At 52.5% G+C, this 24,552-nt stretch carries 20 protein-coding genes and 1 pseudogene; 7 read left to right on the top strand and 14 right to left on the bottom strand.

Annotated elements, in window-relative coordinates:
• Positions 1-3 precede the first annotated feature (3 nt).
• The 6 genes from HGD79_RS08855 to cusR all read right to left on the bottom strand — a co-directional run bounded on the left by HGD79_RS08855 (position 4) and on the right by cusR (position 10,624).
• Positions 4-537 (bottom strand): hypothetical protein, encoded by a 534-nt coding sequence (locus tag HGD79_RS08855; protein WP_001103753.1) that lies wholly within the window; start codon positions 535-537, stop codon positions 4-6.
• Positions 538-550: 13 nt separating this feature from the next.
• Positions 551-5,356, bottom strand: coding sequence for an RHS repeat-associated core domain-containing protein (locus tag HGD79_RS08850; RefSeq protein ID WP_168848365.1), 4,806 nt, complete (start codon positions 5,354-5,356; stop codon positions 551-553).
• Positions 5,357-5,375: 19 nt separating this feature from the next.
• Complete coding sequence (locus tag HGD79_RS08845; RefSeq protein ID WP_001561594.1) at positions 5,376-5,837, bottom strand: DcrB-related protein; 462 nt, start codon at positions 5,835-5,837, stop codon at positions 5,376-5,378.
• Between the two features lie 27 nt (positions 5,838-5,864).
• Positions 5,865-7,766: a type VI secretion system tip protein VgrG gene (locus tag HGD79_RS08840; protein ID WP_168848364.1), complete on the bottom strand. Its 1,902-nt coding sequence runs from the start codon at positions 7,764-7,766 to the stop codon at positions 5,865-5,867.
• 736 nt (positions 7,767-8,502) lie between these two features.
• The gene (cusS, locus tag HGD79_RS08835; RefSeq protein ID WP_000253805.1) at positions 8,503-9,951 is read right to left on the bottom strand and encodes a Cu(+)/Ag(+) sensor histidine kinase CusS; all 1,449 of its coding nucleotides are present in this window, start codon (positions 9,949-9,951) and stop codon (positions 8,503-8,505) included.
• Positions 9,941-10,624: a copper response regulator transcription factor CusR gene (gene cusR / locus HGD79_RS08830; protein WP_000770953.1), complete on the bottom strand. Its 684-nt coding sequence runs from the start codon at positions 10,622-10,624 to the stop codon at positions 9,941-9,943. The genes cusS and cusR overlap by 11 nt, the downstream gene beginning before the upstream one ends.
• A gap of 156 nt (positions 10,625-10,780) precedes the next feature.
• Here cusR and cusC point away from each other — a divergent pair, with 156 nt between their 5' ends.
• The 5 genes from cusC (at position 10,781) to pheP (ending at position 18,516) form a co-directional block, all read left to right on the top strand.
• Positions 10,781-12,154, top strand: a complete 1,374-nt coding sequence (gene cusC, locus HGD79_RS08825; RefSeq protein WP_168848363.1) for a Cu(+)/Ag(+) efflux RND transporter outer membrane channel CusC — start codon at positions 10,781-10,783, stop codon at positions 12,152-12,154.
• A 157-nt stretch (positions 12,155-12,311) separates the two neighbouring features.
• A complete protein-coding gene (gene cusF, locus HGD79_RS08820) occupies positions 12,312-12,644 on the top strand; it encodes a Cu(+)/Ag(+) efflux RND transporter periplasmic metallochaperone CusF (protein ID WP_000709879.1) in 333 nt (110 codons plus the stop codon).
• A gap of 15 nt (positions 12,645-12,659) precedes the next feature.
• Positions 12,660-13,883, top strand: coding sequence for a Cu(+)/Ag(+) efflux RND transporter periplasmic adaptor subunit CusB (cusB, locus tag HGD79_RS08815; RefSeq protein ID WP_000717162.1), 1,224 nt, complete (start codon positions 12,660-12,662; stop codon positions 13,881-13,883).
• 11 nt (positions 13,884-13,894) lie between these two features.
• Positions 13,895-17,038, top strand: coding sequence for a Cu(+)/Ag(+) efflux RND transporter permease subunit CusA (gene cusA, locus HGD79_RS08810; protein ID WP_168848362.1), 3,144 nt, complete (start codon positions 13,895-13,897; stop codon positions 17,036-17,038).
• A gap of 101 nt (positions 17,039-17,139) precedes the next feature.
• Positions 17,140-18,516: a phenylalanine transporter gene (gene pheP / locus HGD79_RS08805; protein ID WP_000786320.1), complete on the top strand. Its 1,377-nt coding sequence runs from the start codon at positions 17,140-17,142 to the stop codon at positions 18,514-18,516.
• A gap of 67 nt (positions 18,517-18,583) precedes the next feature.
• On the opposite strand, the gene ybdG is transcribed toward pheP, so the two are convergent.
• From ybdG to HGD79_RS26970, 6 genes are all read right to left on the bottom strand, one after another.
• Entirely contained in the window at positions 18,584-19,831 is a 1,248-nt protein-coding gene (ybdG, locus tag HGD79_RS08800) for a mechanosensitive ion channel YbdG (RefSeq protein ID WP_001153146.1), read from the bottom strand.
• Positions 19,832-19,938: 107 nt separating this feature from the next.
• On the bottom strand, positions 19,939-20,592 hold the full coding sequence (gene nfsB / locus HGD79_RS08795; RefSeq protein ID WP_000351464.1) for an oxygen-insensitive NAD(P)H nitroreductase: 654 nt from the start codon (positions 20,590-20,592) through the stop codon (positions 19,939-19,941).
• A gap of 93 nt (positions 20,593-20,685) precedes the next feature.
• The gene (locus HGD79_RS08790) at positions 20,686-21,054 is read right to left on the bottom strand and encodes an MmcQ/YjbR family DNA-binding protein (RefSeq protein WP_000360951.1); all 369 of its coding nucleotides are present in this window, start codon (positions 21,052-21,054) and stop codon (positions 20,686-20,688) included.
• Positions 21,055-21,118: 64 nt separating this feature from the next.
• On the bottom strand, positions 21,119-21,367 hold the full coding sequence (locus HGD79_RS08785) for a DUF1158 domain-containing protein (RefSeq protein WP_000682518.1): 249 nt from the start codon (positions 21,365-21,367) through the stop codon (positions 21,119-21,121).
• Between the two features lie 65 nt (positions 21,368-21,432).
• A complete protein-coding gene (locus tag HGD79_RS08780) occupies positions 21,433-22,551 on the bottom strand; it encodes a YbdK family carboxylate-amine ligase (protein WP_001130618.1) in 1,119 nt (372 codons plus the stop codon).
• A 203-nt stretch (positions 22,552-22,754) separates the two neighbouring features.
• Positions 22,755-23,024: a hypothetical protein gene (locus HGD79_RS26970; protein WP_009008364.1), complete on the bottom strand. Its 270-nt coding sequence runs from the start codon at positions 23,022-23,024 to the stop codon at positions 22,755-22,757.
• Between HGD79_RS26970 and hokE (HGD79_RS08775) the strand changes: the two genes are divergently transcribed.
• Positions 22,993-23,145, top strand: a complete 153-nt coding sequence (gene hokE / locus HGD79_RS08775) for a type I toxin-antitoxin system toxin HokE (protein WP_000956456.1) — start codon at positions 22,993-22,995, stop codon at positions 23,143-23,145. The two genes, HGD79_RS26970 and hokE (HGD79_RS08775), sit on opposite strands and share 32 nt — an antisense overlap.
• A gap of 350 nt (positions 23,146-23,495) precedes the next feature.
• Positions 23,496-23,648, top strand: coding sequence for a type I toxin-antitoxin system toxin HokE (gene hokE / locus HGD79_RS08770; protein ID WP_000956465.1), 153 nt, complete (start codon positions 23,496-23,498; stop codon positions 23,646-23,648).
• A gap of 121 nt (positions 23,649-23,769) precedes the next feature.
• Here hokE (HGD79_RS08770) and entD read toward each other — a convergent pair whose 3' ends face one another.
• Positions 23,770-24,390 carry an enterobactin synthase subunit EntD gene (entD, locus tag HGD79_RS08765; protein ID WP_001298903.1) on the bottom strand — a complete coding sequence of 207 codons (621 nt, stop codon included), beginning with the start codon at positions 24,388-24,390 and terminating at the stop codon, positions 23,770-23,772.
• A 36-nt stretch (positions 24,391-24,426) separates the two neighbouring features.
• A pseudogene (locus tag HGD79_RS26855) lies at positions 24,427-24,525 on the bottom strand (hypothetical protein); the annotation flags it as partial.
• Positions 24,526-24,552: the final 27 nt, after the last annotated feature.

The following is a 24,552-nucleotide window of genomic DNA, read 5'->3' as shown; positions in this document are numbered from 1 at the left end:
AAGTTATATCTCACCAACTTTTTTAAAAATTACCCCGCGAAAATAATTCTGAAAAATATCCACAAAACGATCTGTAACAAAATAGTTTGAAGGTAATATTTCATCACGGAATATTAACATTTCATTTATGGAGTTATTGAATTTATATTCTTGTGTTCTACTCATAATTTGTAGCTCTTGTCTGTTGTTATAATGTAAGGCTGGTATTTTTCCTACCACGTTTGCATAATAAAAATCACGATCATCACTGGTGATTACTTTTAACAACTCAATATTATTTACCTGACGAGATAATACATCTGCGAGAGAATGTTCGACGTATAATAATCCTGAGCTAAAACATGATGAATTAAAATCGCCTTTTAATGATCTCTCAGCTTTAGTTTTTCCTTTAAATAGCTCTATTTTGTATGGTTTCCATCCATTAAATAGAGACTCTCCACAAAAATCAAAAGCAGCAACTGAAAAAAAATCACTCTCGTCTTGCAAGTAAAACTTGAAGTTGTCCACATCATGCCGAATTAAATAAACATTCATTACTATGCCCTTATTAATAAATTAGTCTATTAAAAAGCAGGTCATCCCTGATAGCATCTAACTCATCAAGAACACCTTGTTTCCCATTAGCCTTAGCTGCGTCTGCGAGTCGTCCCTCAACATCAGCATAATATTTGTTCGTATGAATAACACGATGATAAGACCCTGGCTGAAGAGAGTTTGGATCTACATGTTTCAAAAATATTCCATTTTCTGCGGAATCAATGTGTATACCATATTTTTCCAGAATTTTTCTTGCGCCTAAAGCACGGGGGTCATCCCAGGCAACAATATGATGGGCGGCAGAACCTTTGAATTTATACCAAGCTCGATTCATGTATCCGGCACTCTTAGCTAGGTTTCTGTTAGCCCGTTTCATTGCCCTTGCCAGAGCTCTGGGGCAACCAGCAAGTCCATACTGGTCAATCCAACCCAGAGGATTAGGCACATACCGGTAAGTCTGCTCACCCCCCTGCAACCCCAGTGGATCACTCACCAGGTACATCCCGGTTTCCGGCTCGTAATACCGGAACCGGTTATAGCACAGCCCGGATTCCGTATCCTGCCACTGTCCCGCATACAGCAGGCCGGGGGCGGCTTCCGGGTCCAGTTCCCCGCGCGGGTCCGGGTAGCCGGTGTCTGCGGGCAGGCTGAGTGCCAGCCCCCACAGGCTGGTCTGCCCCGGTCGCCAGACGGTTTTACCTTCACTGTTAAAGAGCATCAGCGGACGGCCCGTCAGGTCGCTCACCGCATGATTCGTCCGCGTCACCCACAGCGGGGCGACGGACGGATGCGGCTGCCGTACCCGGCTGAACTGCTGGCTTATCAGCTCAAAGCCGTTAAACACCAGGTGCCGTACGCTGTACAGTTTATCATCGCGGTATTCCCGGATTTCCGCAATACTGTCGCCGTCCCACAGATACGTGAAGCGGATTTTCTTCCGGTCGCAGCGTTTCTCTGTTCGTCTGCCGCTGGCGTCGTGGCGGTATTCCCACAGCTCACCCTGTGCGCTGCAATACCCGGTCAGCTGGTCACGGCTGTCCCACCGGAACCGCTCTGTTTCCGGGCGATAGCCGTCACGGTGTTTTGTCCGGCTGACCATCCGGCCTGCGGCGTCATAGTCATACTGCGTGTTTCCGGCCTGTTTCAGCCGGTGGCCTCCGGCATACTGGTCAGTCTCTTCACTTATCCGGTGCCTGCCCGCAGACTGCGCCTTCAGGTAGCCACAACTGTCATAGCCATAGGACTCATCGCCTTCGCCATAGCCCAGCCCGGTGCCTGAGGCTGTCACCGCCGTGACCTGGCCGTTCCGGTCCAGCCGGTACTCCCGCCGTGTTTCCCGTCCGTAGTCTTCCCGGCTGGTGACAGCCGACACATTACCCGCGCTGTCGTAACGGTACTCCCGTACCAGTGACGGAACCAGCCCGCTCCATGTGGCTTCTTCCGGAAAAAATCCGGCGCGCTGGCTGACAGGCTGACCGGCTGCATTCCAGCCCTGTTCACAGGCAAAACCCCGGTTACTGTGCCGGAGCACTTCACGTCCCGCCTCATCACGGCTGAACGTCAGCGTCTCATCCCCCGGCAGAATGACCTCCGTCAGTTCTCCGGCGGCGTTGTAGCGGTACGTGGTTTTCAGCAGGGATTCATCGGGGTGTCTGTCGCGTTCATCTTCCGGTGGCAGGATACAGCGGATGACGGTGTGTTCGTCGGGGTAGTGGTATTCAATGGCCCGTCGGCCCTGAGTGGTGACATTCACCCGCCCGCGTTCGTCGTAGCCGGTGCGCTGTGATGTGCCGTCCGGGCTGAAGATACCCGTCAGCCTGCCGGATTTGTCATACGCATACTGTGTTTTGCCTTCCGGCGTGATGACCTCTGCCAGGCGGCCTGCGGCATCCCGGCTGTAGAGGATGGTTTCCTCCAGGCCGTTAACCCTGGCGGTACACAGGCCATCGGCGTCATAGCGGTAACGCCAGACCACGCCGCCCCAGTCACGCTCTTCCGTCACCCGTCCACAGTTGTCCAGAATATAACGGTATGACTCGCCCTGCGGATTGATGACTTCTGTCAGTTGCAGCGTGTCTTTATCGTAGCGGTACTGCCAGCGGTGGCCTTCACCGTCCGTTCGCGCCACCGGCAAATCGAACGGGCCGTACTCCATTGTCCAGACAACACCATTGCCGTCCGTGTACGCCAGCAGGTTGCCGTGGCGGTCATAGCGAAATCCTTCCGCACCGGTTCCAGCACGTTCAATGCCGCTCAGTTTATGGTGCTGCTGCCACTGTAACCGCACTGACTGACCGCCGGGGCCGCGCATCTTCACCGGCAGGTCGTGACCACTGTATTCGGTGTGGTGTTCACGGCCCATCACGTCGGTGAGTGTTTCCGGCCGGTTGTGGTGGTCGTACTCTATGCCCAGACGCCGTTCATCCTGGCGGAATATCCCCGACAGCAGCCCCTGCGGCGTGTACGCCAGCCGGGTCTCTTCGCCCTGTGGCGACACCAGACTTACCGGCAGGCCGCGTTCATCACACTGCTGTGTCCACGTCTGCCCGGCTGGGTCGGTGATGTTGCTGAGCAGGCCGCGCTCATCATAGCGGTACTGCCACTCCGCGCTGTCTGCCGCCGTATAACGGCTTAACTGACCGTGTGCGGCGTTGTATTCAAACTTCTCCACCCGCCCGGCAGGGGAGTGGCGGGCCAGCAGGTGATGGAATTCATCCCATTCATACGTGGTGGTGCTGCCGTCCGGCGCTGCTTCCCGCAGAATATTGCCGTCAGGATCATAGTAATAACGGTGAGTGCCCTTGCCGTCCGTCAGGGTGGTGCAGCCGTCACCATAGTCCAGCGTGGCGTTGTAATAGCCCTCCGCCCCGGTGACGGTCACGCACCGGCCCTGTTCATCGTAGGTGAAACGGCTCCACGTCTGGTCGTTATCGGACCAGCGGATGATCCGGTCCGCAGCGTCGTACTCATAAAACAGGTGGTAGTCCAGCCGCGCATCCGCTTCGGTCAGCCGCCCCCGCGCATCCTGTTCGTAGGTCGCCAGCGTCTGTATGCCGTTATCCGTGCGGTGAATGGCTTTCAGGTAGCCGCTGGCATGGTACGTCAGTTTAAGCCGGATCCCGTCGGTGTGACTGACACCTGTGATCCGGTACTGGCTGTCGCGCTCAAACGTGATGCGGTTGCTGGCGGTGTCGCTCATCCCGCCCAGCATGTACATCCGGTCTGCGGGGCTGTGTGCCAGACGGTCATCGTCGGTATCGTCAGTCACCGGGTGGCGCAGGCGCATTCCCGGAAAGGCGTCATAAAAGAAGCGGCTGCTCAGGGCATCCCTGTCGAACAGCTCCAGGTAATCATCGCGGCGGCGCAGAATGTACTGGGCGTGATACGGGTTAACCGCCGTATCACTGTCACCGTCGAAGGCAAATCTCAGCGTGGCTCCCTGGCTGATGATATCCACCCGGTTTCCCTGTTCACGCACCCAGGCGTATTCGCTCCAGGAGTCGCTCCAGCCCACGCCCGTCAGGCCATGCAGTGGCAGTACAGAACTGTGGAAACGGGTGAAGGAGAGGGGGAGGGTCTGGCCAAGGGTGAAGTCGGTACGTTCGTCGCAGTATGCGCCGGTTACCGGATCGACAGGATCTGTTACCCATCTGATGACTTTATTGGCAATACTTTTTAACGACTTACCTGTTTTCCCCAGCAACGCGCCGAGCTTTGCGCCCAGCAGCTTCCCGCTTTTCCCCAGCAGGTTTCCCAGTTTGCCGAGTCTCGCCAGATTCTTCAGTTTTCCCAGCAGTCCCGCTGGCGGCAGAAGATAGCTGGCTATCGTTATTCCTCCCAGGATCATTCTCTGCCATGGCGGGAACTCCGGCTGGATATCCAGATAGGTGACCTGCTCACCGCCAATAAAGACGTCCGGCGAACCTTCCACGATTGCCGCGCTGCACTCCAGTTTGTCGCCCTTGCGCGCGGCAGGCTGATTGTTGATAAAGACGTTGCTGCTGCCCTGGGCTATCCTCGGTGGTTTGTTCTCCTTGTCGCAGAGCGCCGAGTCCTCACCGGCTTCCGGGAAATCCACCTCTTTTTTGATTTCGCCACGCCCGCCCACCATGGTGGCAAACTCCATTAATACCGGACCGGCGGGAAACAGAAGCGATGCGCCGGCGCTGACGCGATCCATAAAACCGGCATTGCTGTCCGTCAGGGTGATAACAGCGTTCCCCCAGGCCTTCGCCAGTGGTACTGCTTTTTCCGCTGCCGATTCAAGCAGGTCAGTGGCAATATCACCCCATGAGGGTTCCCCCTGTGGGACTTCAGGTATTGCTCCAGGTGGGGGAGGAGGGGGAAGGGTGACCGCTGCACGTGCGGCCAGCTCGCCGTTAATTTTTACGTTTTCAGAACCGGTATTGATGGCGCCGTCCGTGTCACAAAAGCTGTTTATCCATGATTCAAGCTGGTTCTGTTTCTCCTCCACATAATCACTCGCCTTATAGCTGGCATACATCAGCGCAGGCACCAGAACCAGCGCATAAGGGCCGGTGGCGCAGGCGGCCATAATCAGGCAACCTTCTGCGATGGTCACTATCGCCCCCAGCACGGCCCCTGCCAGTGCCCCCAGAAAACTTTTATGCTGAATTTCATCGCCCTGCCTGGCGGCAGGTGGGCCGGACTTCTTTGCTGCCAGCATCTGTGCAATGGCTTTGTCGTTGGCTGCCCGTTTCATCTGACTGGCGACCATCGCCTGCTGTGACAGCATTCGCATTGCCAGCGTACCGCCTGCGGTCGCTCCCTGTGGCCCGCCTGGTCCTTCACTCATGTGTTATCCCTCGTTTATGTCAGCGCGGCTGGTCCTTTTGGATGTCATTCTCCGGTGGCAACGGGGTGAAGCTCTTTATCACCTCCAGCAGCATCGTCTTTTGACTGTTCTTCAGGGATAAGGAGGTGCTGAAAGTGAAGGTCAGCAGCGTATCCCCACGCCGCTGGAATACGGCTATCTGGTCAATCCGTCCCTGGTTCCCCTCATCTTCCGGACCGTTCCAGGAATAATCCAGCAGCCAGGCCGGGGCCTCTGCCAGAGTGATTTCCCGGCAGGCATGTTCGGTGTACCCATCAAGTTTGCCCTGGTACAGCGCCAGCGTTTCCTGGTACAGTTCGGGTGTCAGAGTTCCCTGTGGAACGGCTTCGCGGGTAATGACCAGGTTGATGCCACTGTTATCTGTGGACACCAGGACCTGCATTGACTGATCCTGCCATTGAGACGGCAGTTGAATGTGGCCTTCATTAAAAGTGAACTGCATAAAATACTCCCTGATAATCTGAGTGAATTAGTTGATGAAAACAGAACCGCCCACGATGGTGATGCCATCCTTCGACAGCCTGATTACCGTCGATTCCCCGACCTGTAGCTGAATGCCATCCGGCGTCAGCGCAATTTTGCTTTCCTCCACGGCCAGCAAAATTTCCTTAATCGCCGTATAAGCCTGTATACCGTCGCCTTCGCCACCATTGTTTACAGCGTCAACATGCACCGAACCGGCAATCGTGCCTCTGTCCTGAAAGACATCCTCAGATAAAGACCCTTTCAGTACTCCGGTGATCTTGTGGCCTTTTTCCACCGTAAGAAGGCGGTTACCTTCCTGGATCGTGACCGTCTGGTCATTTTTTACGGTTTCGCGATGATCGTGTTTTACGGTGGTGGTACGGTCGTTGAGCACTTCGGTATCCATGTTCTTCTGCGCGTGGATGTAGACCTGTTCTCTCCCTGTCGCATCATCAAACTTCAGCTCATTAAATCCGCTGCCCATGTACGTTTTGGAGCGGATGGTCATCTGCGTCTTTGTTCCCGGCAGGCTGCCGGGGGTGCGGTTTTCCTGGTGGTAGGTGCGCCCCATAATGATCGGCTGGTCCGGATTGCCGTTGAGGAAGTCTACAATCACCTCCTGACCCACACGCGGTATCGCCAGGTGGCCAAAACCGGTGCCTGCCCACGCCTGTGCCACACGGATCCAGCACGAACTGTCTTGGTCTGCCGGGTTATAACGGTCCCAGTTGAACTTCACCCGCACGCGACCATGTTCGTCGCAGAAGATTTCCTCGCCTGCCGGTCCTGTCACGACAGCGCTCTGCGGGCCGTCGACCAGCGGTTTCAGCAACGGCTGTGGTCGCCATGTTCTGTCTGCCGGGATCACCGCAAAATGGTTCTCCAGCGCCGTCCCCGCTCCCTGCCGTCCTGGCACCGCCTGTGGCTGTTCGCCGTGCAGTTCACTTGCCACCACCTGCCATTCCCGGTTCAGGTTCGCCTGCGGATGCCCCGTCAGCACAATTCGCCGTCCCGGCCATATCTCCGGCGAGCGGCTCATTCCCCGCGCGGTTTCTGCGTTGTTTCGCCAGCCGTCCATCTGCCAGCGGGCAAAGTTCTGCCCGTGGGCGCTCTTGAAACGTCCGGGGTAGTCATACACTTCATACTGCGTGCGCTGGTAGTCCTGGTGCTGGCCTTCCTGTTCAAAACGTCCGGCCCAGCCGGGGCGTTTAAAGGTGTAGTCTTTGGTCACCACGGAAGAAGGGCGGATTTGTGCGCTGTAGCGGAACTGGCTGATGCAGAGGGTGCTCACCTCGGTACGGGTGTTCGGATTCCAGGGGATTTCAAAAGATTCGGGCAGATGGCGGACTGTGTCGCACAGCACCAGGCTCTGGTCGGTACTTTTGTAAGCATGCTCCTCATAAAAGAAGATGCCTTCCTCCGCCGCCATCCGGCACAGGAAATCGTAATCAGTCTCACCGTACTGGACACAAAACTCACGGGAAGGATGCGGCTCGCTGAACAGCGGACTCCATTCGGTCACCCCGTTTTCCTGCAACATCGTGCCGAGGATGCTTTTGATGTCCTCGTTCTGGAAGATACGGAAGTTCTGGCGCAGACCGGCACGCCACAGCGGCGGGTGCACCTTCATGCTGTACAGCATCTGGTTTTTGTCGTTCTCCCCGAGTTCAAACCAGGTCACCACGCCTTTCACCCGGCGCTGTACGTCATCGCCCTGCCATATCGTCAGGTAGGCCATTTTGTCCAGCACCTGCGCAAATTCAAGGGAGAGAAACTGCTGGCTGACCAGGGAGAGATCGAGGGAAAAGAGCGAAGAGAGTGACTGGTTCAGATGAAAGGAAACCACCGCAAAAGCGTCCGGCGGCAGGCCGTCCACTTCCAGTGTGAAACGTAATCCGGTTGACATAGCAACCTCCAGTAAAATGAATAATGATCCGTACCGTACAACTGCGGATAATGTGATAAGCGGGACGACTTCAGACGTTATTAGGGAAGGAACAGAAAATGCTATGGTTATGTGAGAATTTTGTTTAAATATTACTTTACAGAAACGGGTGTCTGTTCAGTCAAAAAAATAATCACAAGCTCAACCTCTTGTTTCTTGGCGTTATTCAGGACAGGTACGCATATCACAACGAGTAACAAAAACGTAAAGTTAAACCAATATTCATAATATATTTTTATTCACAGCAATAAATAATCCAATTAACATTATTAAAATGAATGATTGCATAAGAAATATATGCTACCGCTCCACCCTGATAACATGATCTGCACATTGCACATCTTAACGTTGTTAAATACTGGCTCAATAGTGGATATTTTAAATTAGGAATTTATCAAATTCACTTGATAAATAGATTGAGTGAATAATATAACAATTAATGATGATTAATCGCGATTAAATTATTCATTGCTTTATATGATAGATGGCTTGTTTATAACGATGAAAATTTAGAAAGGGCATTGTGATCTACAATTGGAAGAAACACAGATTTAACTAAGTTTCATATACAAACATCTCGTGAAACTTTGAAAAATAAAAGCCTTCGATATTTCATATGTTTAATAAGTTTTTCTCTAATTTGTTGATCAACAATACCAGGAGGTGATGCACCACGCCCTGAATTTGAACTTAATAATCACTCTCTCTCCGGCAGCATAATCACAAACCTTGTCCCCCGCGCATCTGACGTTACTGCAACCGTGCCTTTATGCGCGACAACAATCGATTTCACTATCGCCAGCCCAATGCCGCTACCTTCGCCTTTTCGCTGGCGGGAAGGGTCAACGCGGTAGAAACGGTCAAACAATCGCGGTAAGTGCTCGGGCGCAATGGGCGTACCGGGGTTTTCGACGGTAACTTGCACCTGGTGATCGACCGTCTGGCAGCGCACTACAATTGCCTCTCCGGGCGGCGTATAACGCAGGGCATTAGAAAGCAGGTTGCTTAACGCCCGACGCAGCATCAGCGGATCGCCCGCAACCTGACATTCGTCGCCAACAAATCGCAACTCCACGCCGCGATCTTCCGCTAACGCCTCGAAAAAATCGAACACTTTGCCGACTTCATCCGCCAGGTTGAGCATTTTCTTTTCGGGGATTAGCTGGTTGTTATCGGCCTGAGCGAGAAACAGCATATCGCTGACCATTTTCGCCATTCGCGTCAGCTCTTCGAGATTAGAGTAGAGCACATCTTCCAGCTCCTTCTGGCTGCGAGACTGGCTGAGGGCGATTTCCGTTTGCGTGATGAGATTGGTAATCGGCGTGCGAATTTCGTGAGCGATATCCGCTGAGAAATTGGACTGGCGGGTAAAGACATCCTCAATACGCTCGATCATATGGTTGAACGACAGTACCAGCTGTTCCAGCTCAATGGGCACGGTCTGCGGGTCAAGGCGAACGTCGAGATCTTTCGAGGTGATATTCTGGATTTGACGGCTGACGCTGCGGATCGGCGCGTGACCTTTATGTACCGCCAACAGTACGATAAAGACGATCAGGATGCTGATTACCGATGCGGTCATAATAAGTTTATTCATCAAATCATTTATGTAATGAAGATGAAAATCGATCGAAAGCGCGATGTAGAGCGTATAAATCGGTTTGCCGTCCACCAACGGGCCAACCGACAAGTTAATCATCCGCCAGTTGCTGTGTTCCATATGCCCGTGACCGTGGCCTGGCATCATAATCGTCGGGCCGGAAAGGAGATACACCTCGCCACCCCGCGCGTCTTTATCGGGTATGGCATCACGTGCAAACTCGCGGATATCAGGCGCACCGGGGGAGTGATACACCGTTTTGCCGTGGCTATCTGCCAGGGAAATCAACACGTTGGAATAACCACTGACGATATCTTCCAGCGTCATTAAGCGTCGGGCTTGCGTTTCGTCAGGGTGATTAAGTACCCGTTCAAGCGTGGCGCTAATCTCTTTTAAATCATTAATATCCTGCTCGGCAAAATGCACTTTTACTGAGTGGATCATGATCCATGCAAAGGCGAAAAACGCCGCGATGGTGGCCAGGCTGATAAAAAAGGTCAGGCGGGTTGCCAGCGAAAACGGGCGCTGAAATGGCTTACTGACCATCCGGCACCTCAAGCATGTAGCCCACGCCGCGCACGGTCTGAATTAGCTTCGGCTCAAAGTCGTTGTCGATTTTGCCGCGCAGCCGCTTCACCGCTACATCAATGGCGTTAGTGTCGCTGTCGAAATTCATGTCCCACACCTGCGAGGCGATAAGCGAGCGGGGCAGCACTTCGCCCTGATGGCGGAGGAAAAACTCCAGCAGAGTAAACTCTTTACTGGTCAGAGTGATGCGCGTGCCGCTGCGGGTGACTTTGCGGCTGACGAGATCGACCATCAGATCGGCAACCTGAAACTGACTTTCGATAATCACCGCCGCCCCGCGCCGCAGGAGAGTGCGCACCCGCGCCAGCAGTTCAGCAAAAGCGAACGGCTTCACCAGATAGTCATCCGCCCCCAACTCCAGCCCCTTGACGCGATGTTCAATGGTGCCAAGCGCGGTAAGCAACAGAATCGGCATCCCTTTATTGGCGGAACGCAACATGCGCACGATATCCCAGCCGTTCACGTCCGGCAGCATAATATCGAGGATTATCAGATCATAATCACCGGTCATCGCCAGATGGTAGCCATTCAACCCGTTGTCGGCCAAATCGACCACAAAACCGGCTTCGGTTAACCCTTTGGTCAAGTATTCTCCGGTTTTCTTTTCATCTTCGACAATCAACAGTTTCATATTTCCTCCGCATGTTGCCCGGGCAATTCTAGAGTAGCGGGATCAGATGGCAATCGCTTATTGGCAAAATGACAATTTTGTCATTTTTCTGTCACCGGAAAATCAGAGCCTGGCGAGTAAAGTTGGCGGCATAAAATCACCAGAAATTATGAGCCTATGTCTCCTTGTAAACTTCTGCCATTTTGTGTGGTCCTTGCGCTAACCGGTTGTTCACTGGCACCGGATTATCAGCGTCCGGCAATGCCCGTGCCGCAGCAGTTCTCACTCAGCCAGAACGGCCTGGTTAACGCAGCAGATAAATATCAGAACGCGGGCTGGCGCACCTTTTTTGTTGATAATCAGGTGAAGACGCTGATTAGCGAGGCGCTGGTGAATAATCGGGATTTGCGCATGGCGACGCTGAAAGTGCAGGAGGCACGGGCGCAATATCGTCTGACCGATGCCGACCGCTACCCACAGCTCAATGGCGAGGGCAGCGGCAGCTGGAGCGGTAATCTTAAAGGGAATACCGCCACGACACGGGAGTTTTCGACCGGCCTTAACGCCAGCTTTGACCTCGATTTTTTCGGTCGCTTAAAGAACATGAGCGAAGCCGAGCGACAAAATTATTTAGCCACTGAGGAAGCTCAGCGCGCGGTGCATATTCTGCTGGTTTCTAATGTCGCGCAAAGCTATTTCAATCAGCAACTGGCGTATGCGCAATTGCAAATAGCCGAAGAAACGCTGCGTAATTATCAGCAGTCATATGCGTTTGTCGAAAAACAACTGTTGACAGGTAGCAGTAATGTTCTGGCGCTGGAACAGGCTCGCGGGGTGATAGAAAGTACCCGCAGCGACATCGCTAAACGTCAGGGGGAACTGGCGCAGGCGAATAATGCATTGCAACTGTTGCTGGGAAGCTACGGCAAGCTGCCGCAAGCGCAGACAGTAAACAGCGACAGCCTGCAAAGCGTTAAATTACCGGCGGGATTGTCGTCGCAAATCTTATTGCAGCGCCCGGATATTATGGAAGCTGAACACGCGTTAATGGCGGCTAATGCCAATATTGGCGCTGCACGCGCGGCATTTTTTCCGTCTATAAGCCTGACCAGCGGAATATCGACCGCCAGTAGCGATCTATCGTCATTATTTAACGCCAGCAGCGGGATGTGGAATTTTATACCCAAAATTGAGATCCCCATTTTTAATGCCGGACGCAACCAGGCCAATCTGGATATCGCCGAAATTCGCCAGCAGCAGTCGGTGGTGAATTATGAACAGAAAATCCAGAACGCCTTTAAAGAAGTGGCAGATGCGCTGGCATTACGTCAAAGCCTGAACGATCAAATTAGCGCCCAGCAGCGTTATCTGGCATCGCTGCAAATTACTTTGCAACGGGCGCGGGCATTATATCAGCACGGCGCAGTAAGTTATCTGGAAGTGCTGGATGCCGAGCGTTCTTTATTTGCAACCCGACAAACTTTACTTGATCTGAATTATGCCCGTCAGGTTAACGAAATTTCTTTGTATACCGCCTTAGGTGGCGGTTGACAGCAATATACTCGTCATACTTCAAGTTGCATGTGCTGCGTCTGCGTTCGCTCACCCCAGTCACTTACTTATGTAAGCTCCTGGGGATTCACTCGCTTGTCGCCTTCCTGCAACTCGAATTATTTAGAGTATGACTTTTAACTCCAGGAGAGAATAAATGAAAAAAGCACTGCAAGTCGCAATGTTCAGTCTGTTTACCGTTATTGGCTTTAATGCCCAGGCTAACGAACATCATCATGAAACCATGAGCGAAGTACAACCGCAGGTTATTAGCGCCACTGGCGTGGTAAAGGGTATTGATCTGGAAAGCAAAAAAATCACCATCCATCACGATCCGATTGCTGCCGTGAACTGGCCGGAGATGACCATGCGCTTTACCATCACTCCGCAGACGAAAATGAGTGAAATTAAAACTGGCGACAAAGTGGCGTTTAATTTTGTCCAGCAGGGCAACCTTTCTTTATTACAGGATATTAAAGTCAGCCAGTAACCCAGGTTTAATGAGATGAAAAAAATCGCGCTTATTATCGGCAGCATGATCGCGGGCGGTATTATTTCTGCGGCAGGTTTTACCTGGGTTGCAAAGGCGGAACCGCCTGCAGAAAAAACGTCGACCGCAGAACGTAAAATCTTATTCTGGTACGACCCGATGTATCCCAATACGCGGTTCGATAAACCAGGTAAATCGCCGTTTATGGATATGGATCTGGTGCCGAAATATGCCGATGAAGAGAGTTCTGCGTCTGGTGTGCGCATTGACCCGACTCAGACGCAGAATCTGGGGGTGAAAACGGCTACCGTCACGCGCGGACCGCTGACTTTTGCCCAGAGTTTCCCGGCGAATGTCAGTTACAACGAGTATCAGTATGCCATTGTGCAGGCTCGCGCTGCCGGGTTTATCGACAAGGTGTATCCGCTTACCGTGGGCGATAAAGTACAAAAGGGCACACCGCTTCTCGACCTGACCATTCCTGACTGGGTGGAAGCGCAGACTGAGTATTTACTGCTGCGCGAAACCGGCGGTACGGCGACCCAGACTGAAGGCATTCTTGAGCGGCTGCGACTGGCGGGAATGCCGGAGGCGGATATTCGCCGCCTGATCGCCACGCAAAAAATCCAGACTCGCTTTACGCTCAAAGCGCCCATTGATGGCGTGATCACCGCGTTTGATCTGCGCGCGGGAATGAATATCGCCAAAGATAACGTGGTCGCGAAAATTCAGGGTATGGACCCGGTGTGGGTCACTGCTGCGATCCCGGAGTCCATCGCCTGGCTGGTGAAAGATGCCTCGCAGTTTACCCTCACCGTTCCGGCGCGACCGGATAAAACACTCACCATCCGCAAATGGACGCTGCTACCTGGCGTGGATGCCGCGACCCGCACGCTGCAGCTGCGTCTGGAAGTCGACAACGCCGACGAGGCGCTAAAACCGGGCATGAACGCCTGGTTGCAACTCAACACCGCCAGCGAACCGATGCTGCTCATTCCGTCACAAGCGCTGATTGATACCGGCAGCGAACAGCGGGTGATTACCGTTGATGCCGACGGGCGCTTTGTACCGAAACGCGTTGCTGTTTTCCAGGCATCGCAAGGCGTCACCGCATTACGCTCTGGTCTGGCGGAAGGTGAAAAGGTGGTTTCCAGCGGCCTGTTCCTGATTGATTCCGAAGCCAATATTTCTGGCGCACTGGAGCGGATGCGCTCTGAAAGTGCTACCCATGCGCATTGAGGGAATAACCAATGATTGAATGGATTATTCGTCGCTCGGTGGCGAACCGTTTTTTGGTGCTGATGGGCGCGTTGTTTCTGAGCATCTGGGGCACCTGGACCATCATTAATACGCCAGTGGATGCGCTGCCGGATCTCTCCGATGTGCAGGTTATTATTAAAACCAGCTATCCCGGTCAGGCACCACAAATCGTTGAAAATCAGGTGACTTATCCGCTAACCACCACCATGTTGTCGGTGCCTGGCGCGAAGACTGTGCGCGGTTTCTCACAGTTTGGCGACTCTTATGTGTATGTCATTTTCGAAGATGGCACCGATCCGTACTGGGCGCGTTCGCGGGTGCTGGAGTACCTCAACCAGGTACAGGGTAAGCTGCCTGCGGGAGTCAGCGCCGAGCTGGGACCAGATGCCACGGGTGTTGGCTGGATCTATGAATATGCACTGGTGGATCGCAGCGGTAAGCACGATCTGGCCGATTTACGCTCATTGCAGGACTGGTTTCTCAAATATGAGCTGAAAACCATCCCTGACGTTGCGGAAGTGGCGTCGGTGGGCGGTGTGGTGAAAGAGTATCAGGTGGTTATCGATCCCCAGCGCCTGGCGCAGTATGGCATCAGTCTCGCCGAAGTAAAAAGCGCGCTGGATGCTTCAAACCAGGAAGCGGGCGGTTCGTCGATCGAACTGGCGGAAGCGGAATATATGGTGCGCGCCAGCGGCTATCTGCAAACGCTCGACGACTTTAATCACATCGTTTTAAAAGCCAGTGAAAATGGCGTGCCCGTTTATCTGCGTGATGTTGCGAAGGTCCAGATTGGCCCGGAGATGCGCCGGGGCATTGCCGAACTGAATGGCGAAGGTGAAGTGGCGGGCGGGGTGGTGATCCTGCGATCCGGCAAAAACGCCCGAGAAGTGATCGCCGCCGTGAAGGACAAACTGGAAACGCTGAAAAGTAGTCTGCCGGAAGGCGTGGAGATAGTTACAACATACGATCGCAGCCAGCTCATTGACCGCGCCATCGACAACCTCAGCGGCAAGTTGCTGGAAGAGTTTATTGTGGTGGCGGTAGTCTGTGCGCTGTTTCTCTGGCATGTGCGCTCGGCGCTGGTGGCGATTATTTCGTTGCCGCTGGGGTTGTGTATTGCTTTTATTGTCATGCACTTCCAGGGACTGAATGCCAATATTATGTCGTTGGGCGGCATTGCGATTGCCGTCGGGGCGATGGTCGATGCCGCTATCGTCATGATCGAAAATGCACATAAACGGCTGGAAGAGTGGCAGCACCAGCATCCTGACGCCACGCTGGATAATAAAACGCGCTGGCAGGTGATCACCGATGCATCTGTTGAAGTGGGTCCGGCGCTATTTATCAGTCTGCTGATTATCACGTTGTCGTTTATCCCGATCTTCACCCTGGAAGGGCAGGAAGGGCGTCTGTTTGGCCCGTTGGCGTTCACTAAAACCTATGCGATGGCGGGCGCGGCGCTGCTGGCGATCGTAGTGATCCCTATCCTGATGGGGTACTGGATCCGTGGCAAAATTCCGCCGGAAAGCAGTAACCCGCTCAATCGCTTTTTGATTCGTGTTTATCATCCGCTGTTGCTGAAAGTACTGCACTGGCCGAAAACCACGCTGCTGGTGGCGGCGCTTTCGGTGCTGACGGTTCTCTGGCCGCTCAATAAAGTTGGCGGGGAATTTTTACCGCAGATCAATGAAGGCGACTTGTTGTATATGCCATCGACGCTGCCGGGGATTTCCGCAGCAGAGGCGGCGAGTATGTTGCAAAAAACCGACAAGCTAATTATGAGCGTACCTGAAGTGGCGCGGGTATTTGGGAAAACCGGGAAAGCGGAAACCGCCACCGATTCTGCTCCGCTGGAGATGGTAGAAACGACCATCCAGCTTAAGCCGCAGGAGCAGTGGCGGCCAGGCATGACGATGGACAAAATCATTGAGGAACTGGATAACACCGTGCGTCTGCCGGGGCTGGCGAATCTGTGGGTGCCGCCAATTCGTAACCGTATCGATATGCTCTCGACTGGCATTAAAAGCCCCATCGGAATTAAAGTTTCCGGCACTGTGCTGGCGGATATCGACGCGATGGCGGAGCAAATTGAAGAGGTGGCACGAACGGTACCAGGCGTGGCTTCTGCGCTTGCCGAGCGTCTGGAAGGTGGGCGCTATATCAACGTTGAGATTAACCGTGAAAAAGCCGCGCGTTACGGTATGACGGTGGCGGATGTGCAGTTGTTTGTGACTTCTACGGTGGGCGGGGCGATGGTTGGCGAAACGGTGGAAGGAATTGCCCGTTATCCAATTAATCTGCGTTATCCGCAAAGCTGGCGCGATAGTCCGCAGGCACTGTGCCAGCTGCCGATTCTGACGCCGATGAAGCAGCAAATCACCCTGGCAGACGTGGCCGACATTAAAGTCTCTACCGGACCGTCAATGCTGAAAACCGAGAATGCGCGCCCGACGAGCTGGATTTATATCGATGCCCGCGATCGTGACATGGTGTCGGTGGTTCACGATTTGCAAAAAGCGATAGCTGAAAAAGTGCAGTTAAAACCGGGCACCAGCGTGGCATTCTCCGGGCAGTTCGAGCTACTGGAGCGCGCCAACCATAAGCTTAAACTCATGGTGCCGATGACGTTGATGATTATCTTCGTGCTGTTGTATCTGGCATTCCGTCGGGTGGGCGAAGCGTTGCTGATTATCAGCAGCGTACCGTTTGCGCTGGTGGGCGGCATCTGGTTGCTGTGGTGGATGGGCTTTCATCTTTCTGTGGCGACGGGTACTGGCTTTATTGCCCTTGCCGGGGTCGCCGCCGAATTTGGCGTGGTGATGCTGATGTATTTACGTCACGCCATAGAGGCCGAGCCGTCGTTGAATAATCCGCAAACATTCAGTGAGCAGAAGCTGGATGAGGCGTTGTATCACGGCGCGGTACTGCGCGTGCGCCCGAAAGCGATGACGGTGGCGGTGATTATCGCCGGTCTGCTGCCGATTCTGTGGGGAACGGGGGCTGGTTCAGAGGTGATGAGCCGGATTGCCGCACCGATGATTGGCGGCATGATCACCGCACCTTTGCTGTCGCTGTTTATTATCCCGGCGGCGTATAAGCTGATGTGGCTGCACCGACATCGGGTACGGAAATAAAAGCAGGATACCCCGTTTAACCGTGTGGATTGTGTCTTGCGACGATGGGCACTAAATGTTAAAAGGTGCCCCTCAACAAAAAAGACACACAGGGGAAAGGCGTGAAAAACGCGTCAACCGTATCGGAAGATACTGCGTCGAATCAAGAGCCGACGCTTCATCGCGGATTACATAACCGTCATATTCAACTGATTGCGCTGGGTGGCGCAATTGGTACTGGTCTGTTTCTTGGCATTGGTCCGGCGATTCAGATGGCGGGTCCGGCTGTATTGCTGGGCTACGGCGTCGCCGGGATCATCGCTTTCCTGATTATGCGCCAGCTTGGCGAGATGGTGGTCGAAGAGCCGGTATCCGGTTCATTTGCCCACTTTGCCTATAAATACTGGGGACCGTTTGCGGGCTTCCTCTCTGGCTGGAACTACTGGGTAATGTTCGTGCTGGTGGGAATGGCAGAGCTGACCGCTGCGGGCATCTATATGCAGTACTGGTTCCCGGATGTTCCAACGTGGATTTGGGCTGCCGCCTTCTTTATTATCATCAACGCCGTTAACCTGGTGAACGTGCGCTTATATGGTGAAACCGAGTTCTGGTTTGCGCTGATTAAAGTGCTGGCGATCATCGGTATGATCGGCTTTGGCCTGTGGCTGCTGTTTTCTGGTCACGGCGGCGAGAAAGCCAGTATCGACAACCTCTGGCGCTACGGTGGTTTCTTTGCCACCGGCTGGAATGGGCTGATTTTGTCGCTGGCGGTAATTATGTTCTCCTTCGGCGGTCTGGAGCTGATTGGGATTACTGCCGCTGAAGCGCGCGATCCGGAAAAAAGCATTCCAAAAGCGGTAAATCAGGTGGTGTATCGCATCCTGCTGTTTTACATCGGTTCACTGGTGGTTTTACTGGCGCTCTATCCGTGGGTGGAAGTGAAATCCAACAGTAGCCCGTTTGTGATGATTTTCCATAATCTCGACAGCAACGTGGTAGCTTCTGCGCTGAACTTCGTCATTCTGGTAGCATCGCTGTCAGTGTATAACAGCGGGGTTTACTCTAACAGCCGCATGCTGTTTGGCCTTTCTGTGCAGGGTAATGCGCCGAAGTTTTTGACTCGCGTCAGCCGTCGCGGTGTGCCGATTAACTCGCTGATGCTTTCCGGAGCGATCACTTCGCTGGTGGTATTAATCAACTATCTGCTGCCGCAAAAAGCGTTTGGTCTGCTGATGGCGCTGGTGGTAGCAACGCTGCTGTTGAACTGGATTATGATCTGTCTGGCGCATCTGCGTTTTCGTGCAGCGATGCGACGTCAGGGGCGTGAAACACAGTTTAAGGCGCTGCTCTATCCGTTCGGCAACTATCTTTGCATTGCCTTCCTCGGCATGATTTTGCTGCTGATGTGCACGATGGATGATATGCGCTTGTCAGCGATCCTGCTGCCGGTGTGGATTGTATTCCTGTTTGTGGCATTTAAAACGCTGCGTCGGAAATAAGGCATTCACGCTACATCCGACAAAACGATGTCCGCTCTCATCCATTCGATGAGAGCGGTTTTTTTAATTACTGCTTAAATGCACCCGCCAGAGAGCGAATATCATTGCCGGTTGGCGACTGATGAAGTCGCAGACCAAACTCTTCGACAATCGCAAATATGTGATCGAATATATCAGCCTGAATGCTTTCATATTCCAGCCACACCACGGTGTTAGTAAACGCGTAGATCTCGAGCGGTAAACCGTTATCACCTGGAGCCAGTTGGCGTACCATTAAGGTCATATCTTTACGAATCCGCGGATGGTTACGCAGATATTCGTTCAGATAGGCACGAAAGGTTCCAATATTGGTCATTCGGCGCAGGTTTAATATCGACTCCGTAGAACCTTGCTGGCGATTCCACTCATTAATTTCCTGATGGCGGCTGGTTAAATAAGGTTTTAACAAGTGCGCTTTATTCAGACGTTGCATTTCGTCTTCATCAAGAAAACGAATACTGGTGACATCAATACTGATACTGCGCTTAATACGTCGCCCGCCAGATGCTGACATCCCGCTCCAGTTTTTAAAGGAGTCAGAAACCAGAGACCAGGTGGGAATAGTGGTAATGGTATTGTCCCAGTTACGCACTTTGACGGTGGTTAACCCAATATCGATCACCGCGCCATCCGCGCCGTATTTCGGCATCTCCAGCCAGTCGCCCAGTTTCAGCATATCGTTCGCGGAAAGCTGAATACCTGCCACCAGACCAAGAATCGGATCTTTAAAAACCAACATCAGCACGGCAGCCATTGCACCAAGACCGCTGATCAGAATCGCTGGTGACTGACCAATCAGCAGCGAGATCATCAAAATGCCGACCAGGATTGCGCCGATCAGTTTAATCCCCTGAAATATCCCTTTCAGCGGTAACTGAGATGCCGCCGGGAATTTCTGCGCCAGATTCAAAATAACATCCAGCAACGAGAAGACTGAAAGCAGCGCATACATCATGATCCACAACTGCGCGCAGGTAGTCAGAATATCTGCCGCTTCGGTGCCTTTTTGCAGCCAGAATACCGCCTGAATATTGACGATAATCCCCTGCAGGGTAAAAGCTAAACGGTGGAAGAGTTTATTCTGGGTAATGATTTGCAACCAAAGCCGTGAACTGGCGATGGCACGTTTTTCGAAGGTCCGCAGTACCACCCAATGCAAAATAATATGCACCACGACGGCGGTCAGAAAAATAATACCGAAAATCATCACCATCGAGGTGGTGTGATCGATCTCAATACCCGCTAAATCTTCAACCTGGGATATTAAATCCTGCATAACGTCTCCTTTATACAACAGCAGCCTATGATGACGGCTGAAACAGGGTTATGCAAATCAGGAGAATCTGAGGGGAAATAGCCGGGCAGATGCCCGGCAAGAGAGAATTACACTTCGGTTAAGGTTATGTTTTGCGGCAGACGAGATTTCGGCAGCGTAGCGTTAAAATCTTCAACGCTGTGATGACCTACCGGAACAACCACCAGACTGGTGTAGCCTTTCTCTTTCAGACCAAATTCTGCATCGAGGATGGCGGCGTCAAAACCTTCGATGGGTACCGCGTCCAGACCCAGCGCCGCCACGCCGAGCAGGAAGTTACCGACGTTGAGATAAACCTGTTTTGCCATCCACTCTGCATCATCATGCAGATCTTTACGGTGCATATCAGCGAAGAACTTGCGACCTTTATCGTTCGCGGCTTTCGCTTCCGGCGTGGCAAAGCGGCCATCAGCATCTTCCTGGTCAACAACCAGCTTCAGCCAGGCATCGTCCATCGCGGTTTTTGCACAGAACACCACGACGTGCGAGGCATCAAGTATTTTACGTTCGTTGAACACATAATTACCGGCAGCGGATTTGGCAACACGCGCTTTACCTTCTTCCGTGCTGGCAACAATAAAATGCCACGGCTGGGAGTTGGTGCTGGATGGGCTGTATTGCAGGAGAGTTTTGATCTGCTCGGCCTGTTCCGGGGTAAGTTTTTTACTGGCATCAAATGCCTTAGTGGAATGACGCTTTAAGGCGACAGAAATGATATCCATAAAGACTCCATGTGAAAGTAATTTTGCGTGCCAGCAGATTACAAGGTTCAACGAGAAATGGTAAGCGAGAAAAATGCGCTATAGATTTCCGCTTTAGCCTGGACGCACTCTTTTTTGATCGCGTTTAGCCAGACCATCAACCACCAGATTCCACGAATCGTTGATCAGATCGCGAAGTAACGCTTCGGAGATTTCCTCGCCGGGATACACCGAAATCCAGTGCTTTTTATTCATGTGATACCCTGGCTTAATGCTCGGGTATATCTGCTGATTTAACAGGGATTTTTGTGGATCGGACTTCAGATTGATAAAGGGGACGCCGCGCAGCTCCGACGACAGCATAAAAATTTTGCCGCCAATTTTAAAAACATCGAACTCCGGGCCAAAAGGCCAGCAAAGCTCGACAAAGGGTAACTCAAGGGCCAGGCGTTTCGCCGTTTCGTGCAGTGATTGCTTATCCATAAACGTTCCTTTAGGCGAAGGAGAATAAGCAAAGTATGCCGCGAAGTACGGCGATAATCGACGTTTAATCCGCCAGCGAGAACCAGCGTCGCCAGATAAAGCGCAGAACAAAATACTCAATAGCGCCCAGCACTAAAAACCACAGACAAAACAATAAAGTGTAAAGCTGGCTAAGATCCATCAGATGGAACATGGTCACCAGTTTTTGTGCCAGCGTCAGCCCCAGTGCGGGGGCGGGCAGCAGCAGGCAAGAGAGGAAAGCCATCAGCAAAATGCCTGCTGCGGTAGTCAAGGTTTCTAAAGGGTGTTTCATAACATTGTTAAATGTAAGTTAAAACACCATTGTCAGGGATATTCTTCTGTAAGGCAATTCCCTACTTAGTCACCAGCCCAGATCTCACAATGCTTTTTCACCAGCCCAATCAGCGAGCCACCATCGGCGACGAAATCGCGCATCAGCTGCGCTTCATTCAGACCGCTGACGACCTGGCGATGCAGGGCCTCAATCGCGCTCGATGCACCCATTTTATGTGCGGAAGGGGCGATTTTTTCCAGCAATCGCAAGGTATCTTCCGTTAGCGGTCGACGATCGCCAGTGTGCGGATCGGTAATGACGCCTTCCAGCCCATAGCGGCAGGCCTGGAAACGGTTGAATTTATACAGCAGGTAATCTTTCTCCTGATGTTTAAACGGGCGTTCCGTCAGTAACCAGTGGGCGGTGGCCTGAATTAATCCCGCCATATTTACCGCGTGGCTAAGGGTTAACGGGGTATCCATCACCCGAACCTCCACCGTGCCAAAATGAGGACTGGGGCGAATATCCCAGTGCAGATCTTTAATGCTGTCGATCATCGTGGTGTAACTCAGGCAGCGAAACAGGGCTTCAAATTGTTGCCAGTTACTGACCCACGGCATCGGGCCATTATCGGGAAAGGCGGAAAAAATATTCGGTCGTGAGGAGGCAAAACGCGTATCCGTTCCCTGCATATACGGCGACGCGGCGGAAAGGGCGATGAAGTGCGGCACAAACCGTGACAGGCCGTGCAGCAAATAAATGGCGTCATCGCCACTGGCGCAGCCAACATGGACATGCTGACCAAAAACGGTCGCCTGCTGGATGAGATAGCCAAAGTTTTCCAGCGTTCGTTGATAGCGTTCGTTGTCGCATACCTCCTGACGCTGCCATTTCTGAAACGGGTGCGTGCCACCGCCGCAAATTTCCAGATGATGGTCTGCGGCTGCCTGCAATACGACTTTCTGCATCGCTGAAAACTGCCCGGCAGCCTGGTTGATATCACGGCAAACATCCGTCGCCAGCTCCAGCATACTTTCGGTGATATCGTGCTTTACCTCTCCGGCCGTGATCTCATTTTTAACCGCGTCAATCAGCATTGAAGAGTCCTGGCTTAAGTCATAGCCCGGCGGATTAACCACCTGCATTTCCAGTTCAATACCGAGGGTAAAAGGTTCAGAAACATGAAAATCGGGTAATGGCATAGGTTTCTCTTAAGTTGGCGTTTTCTATTCAGTATAGAAGTCGGAGCGGCTGGGCGAGATGCGGAAGTTCTGGAATGTTTCTTTTTTTGGTGATGGTGACTGAAGCAATTTGGCTACTTTTGCAATGTGACAAGTTATGGCACGGCTGGCTGGTGGCGAAGAATTTTGACGATTGAGGCATGCAGAAAAAAACGGGTTCAGCTTCAGTTGATCAAATGGGGAGTGAGAAGTCCGAAACAGGACTTACTGTATAAATAAACAGCTATTTTGCTAAGCAAGGGTAAGATAACTGCGGGTGCCTGAAGCTTTCCGGTTTCAGGTTTACTCTGAGGTCTGGAAAGATGAAGCCCCAGGACGATATTTCTATCAACCCTGGGGCTACCTACCCAAACCTGAACAATTTGGATGGTAGTCCCTTCTTCGCATGGAGGCAATATAAACATGCTGACGAAATATGCCCTTGCGGCAGTCATAGTGCTGTGTTTAACGGTGCTGGGATTTACGCTTCTGGTCGGGGATTCGCTGTGTGAGTTCACCGTAAAGGAACGTAATATTGAGTTTAAGGTTGTTCTCGCTTACGAACCGAAGAAGTAGCCGTTGTGCGGGGAGCAATCCCCGCATATCCGGTTGTCAGGTCAGGATGGTAAGGCACCTGCTTTACACTTTCGCCCGCGGTCAGTGATGGCTGCGGGCGATTTCGTTTTAAGAGCAATGATGAGTTTTGCCGACAGAAGTCCGAAACAGGATTCACTGTATAAATAAACAGCTATTTTGTTGAGGAAGGGTAAGATAACGGCGGGTGCCTGAAGCTTTCCGGTTTCAGGTTAACTCTGAGGTCTGGAAAGATGAAGCCCCAGGAGATATTTCTATCAATCCTGGGGCTGCCACTCCGAGCCTCAACAACTCGGATGGTAGTCCCTTCTTCGCATGGAGGCAATATAAACATGCTGACGAAATATGCCCTTGTGGCAGTCATAGTGCTGTGTTTGACGGTACTGGGATTTACGCTTCTGGTCGGAGACTCGCTGTGTGAGTTCACCGTAAAGGAACGTAATATTGAGTTTAAGGCTGTTCTCGCTTACGAACCGAAGAAGTAGCCGTTGTGCGGGGAGCAATCCCCGCATATCCGGTTGTCAGGTCAGAGTGGTAAGGCACCTGCTTTACACTTTCGCCCGCGGTCAGTGATGGCTGCGGGCGAATCGTACCAGATGTTGTCAATTAATCGTGTTGGCACAGAGTTATGACTATTTTTTCTTTTATCTGCCAGTGCACAGCAAACATCTCATTCTCACGATGAATGATGACCTGCTGTTTATTCCAGCTAATTATCTGATAGTCCAGAAAACCTGCATCAGTTTGGATCTCACTTGCCTTAAATGCGCTCTCTTTGGCGGAAAATGCCAGTGTCAGCGCCAGAGAAAAGGCTAAACCGCAGTCTGCGAGTCGCTCGTGTTCTGCTGGTGTAATAATGTTGTCTGTCAATTCGGTCGCTGTTTGCGCAGAAAAAATTTCTTCGATATCAACGCCAATCGGTTGACGGGAAACCACGGCCAATGCCGTAGCCCCGCAGTGGCTAATACTGCCGTATACCTCCGCAGGCCACACCGGTTGGCGTAGCTCGCCGATTGCGGGCACACATTTATAGCCATATTCCCGCAGCGCATAAATTGCAGCGATCCGCCCGGCTAAATGTTCGGCTTTGCGCTTCCGTCCAGCGTGTTGCAGTTGCGCGTAATGCGGCAGCCAGAGTAAATCCTGCTCACAAAAATTCGCCGGATCGAACTCAACAAAATGCAGCGTATGTCCGGCAAAGGGGAGGGAGGTATGCGTAGTTTTCATGTCGACCATATTAGAGACTGATGACAAACGCTAAACTGCCTGATGCGCTACGCTTATCAGGCCTACATGGTCCTGCAATATATTGAATTGGCAAGATTTTTGTAGGCCGGATAAGGCGTTCACGCCGCATCCGGCATGAACGACGCGCACTTTGTCAACAAT

Origin of the sequence: Escherichia sp. SCLE84 (assembly GCF_012584495.1) — a bacterium.
Lineage (GTDB): Bacteria > Pseudomonadota > Gammaproteobacteria > Enterobacterales > Enterobacteriaceae > ECMA0423.
This window is presented reverse-complemented; position numbering and strand designations above follow the sequence as displayed.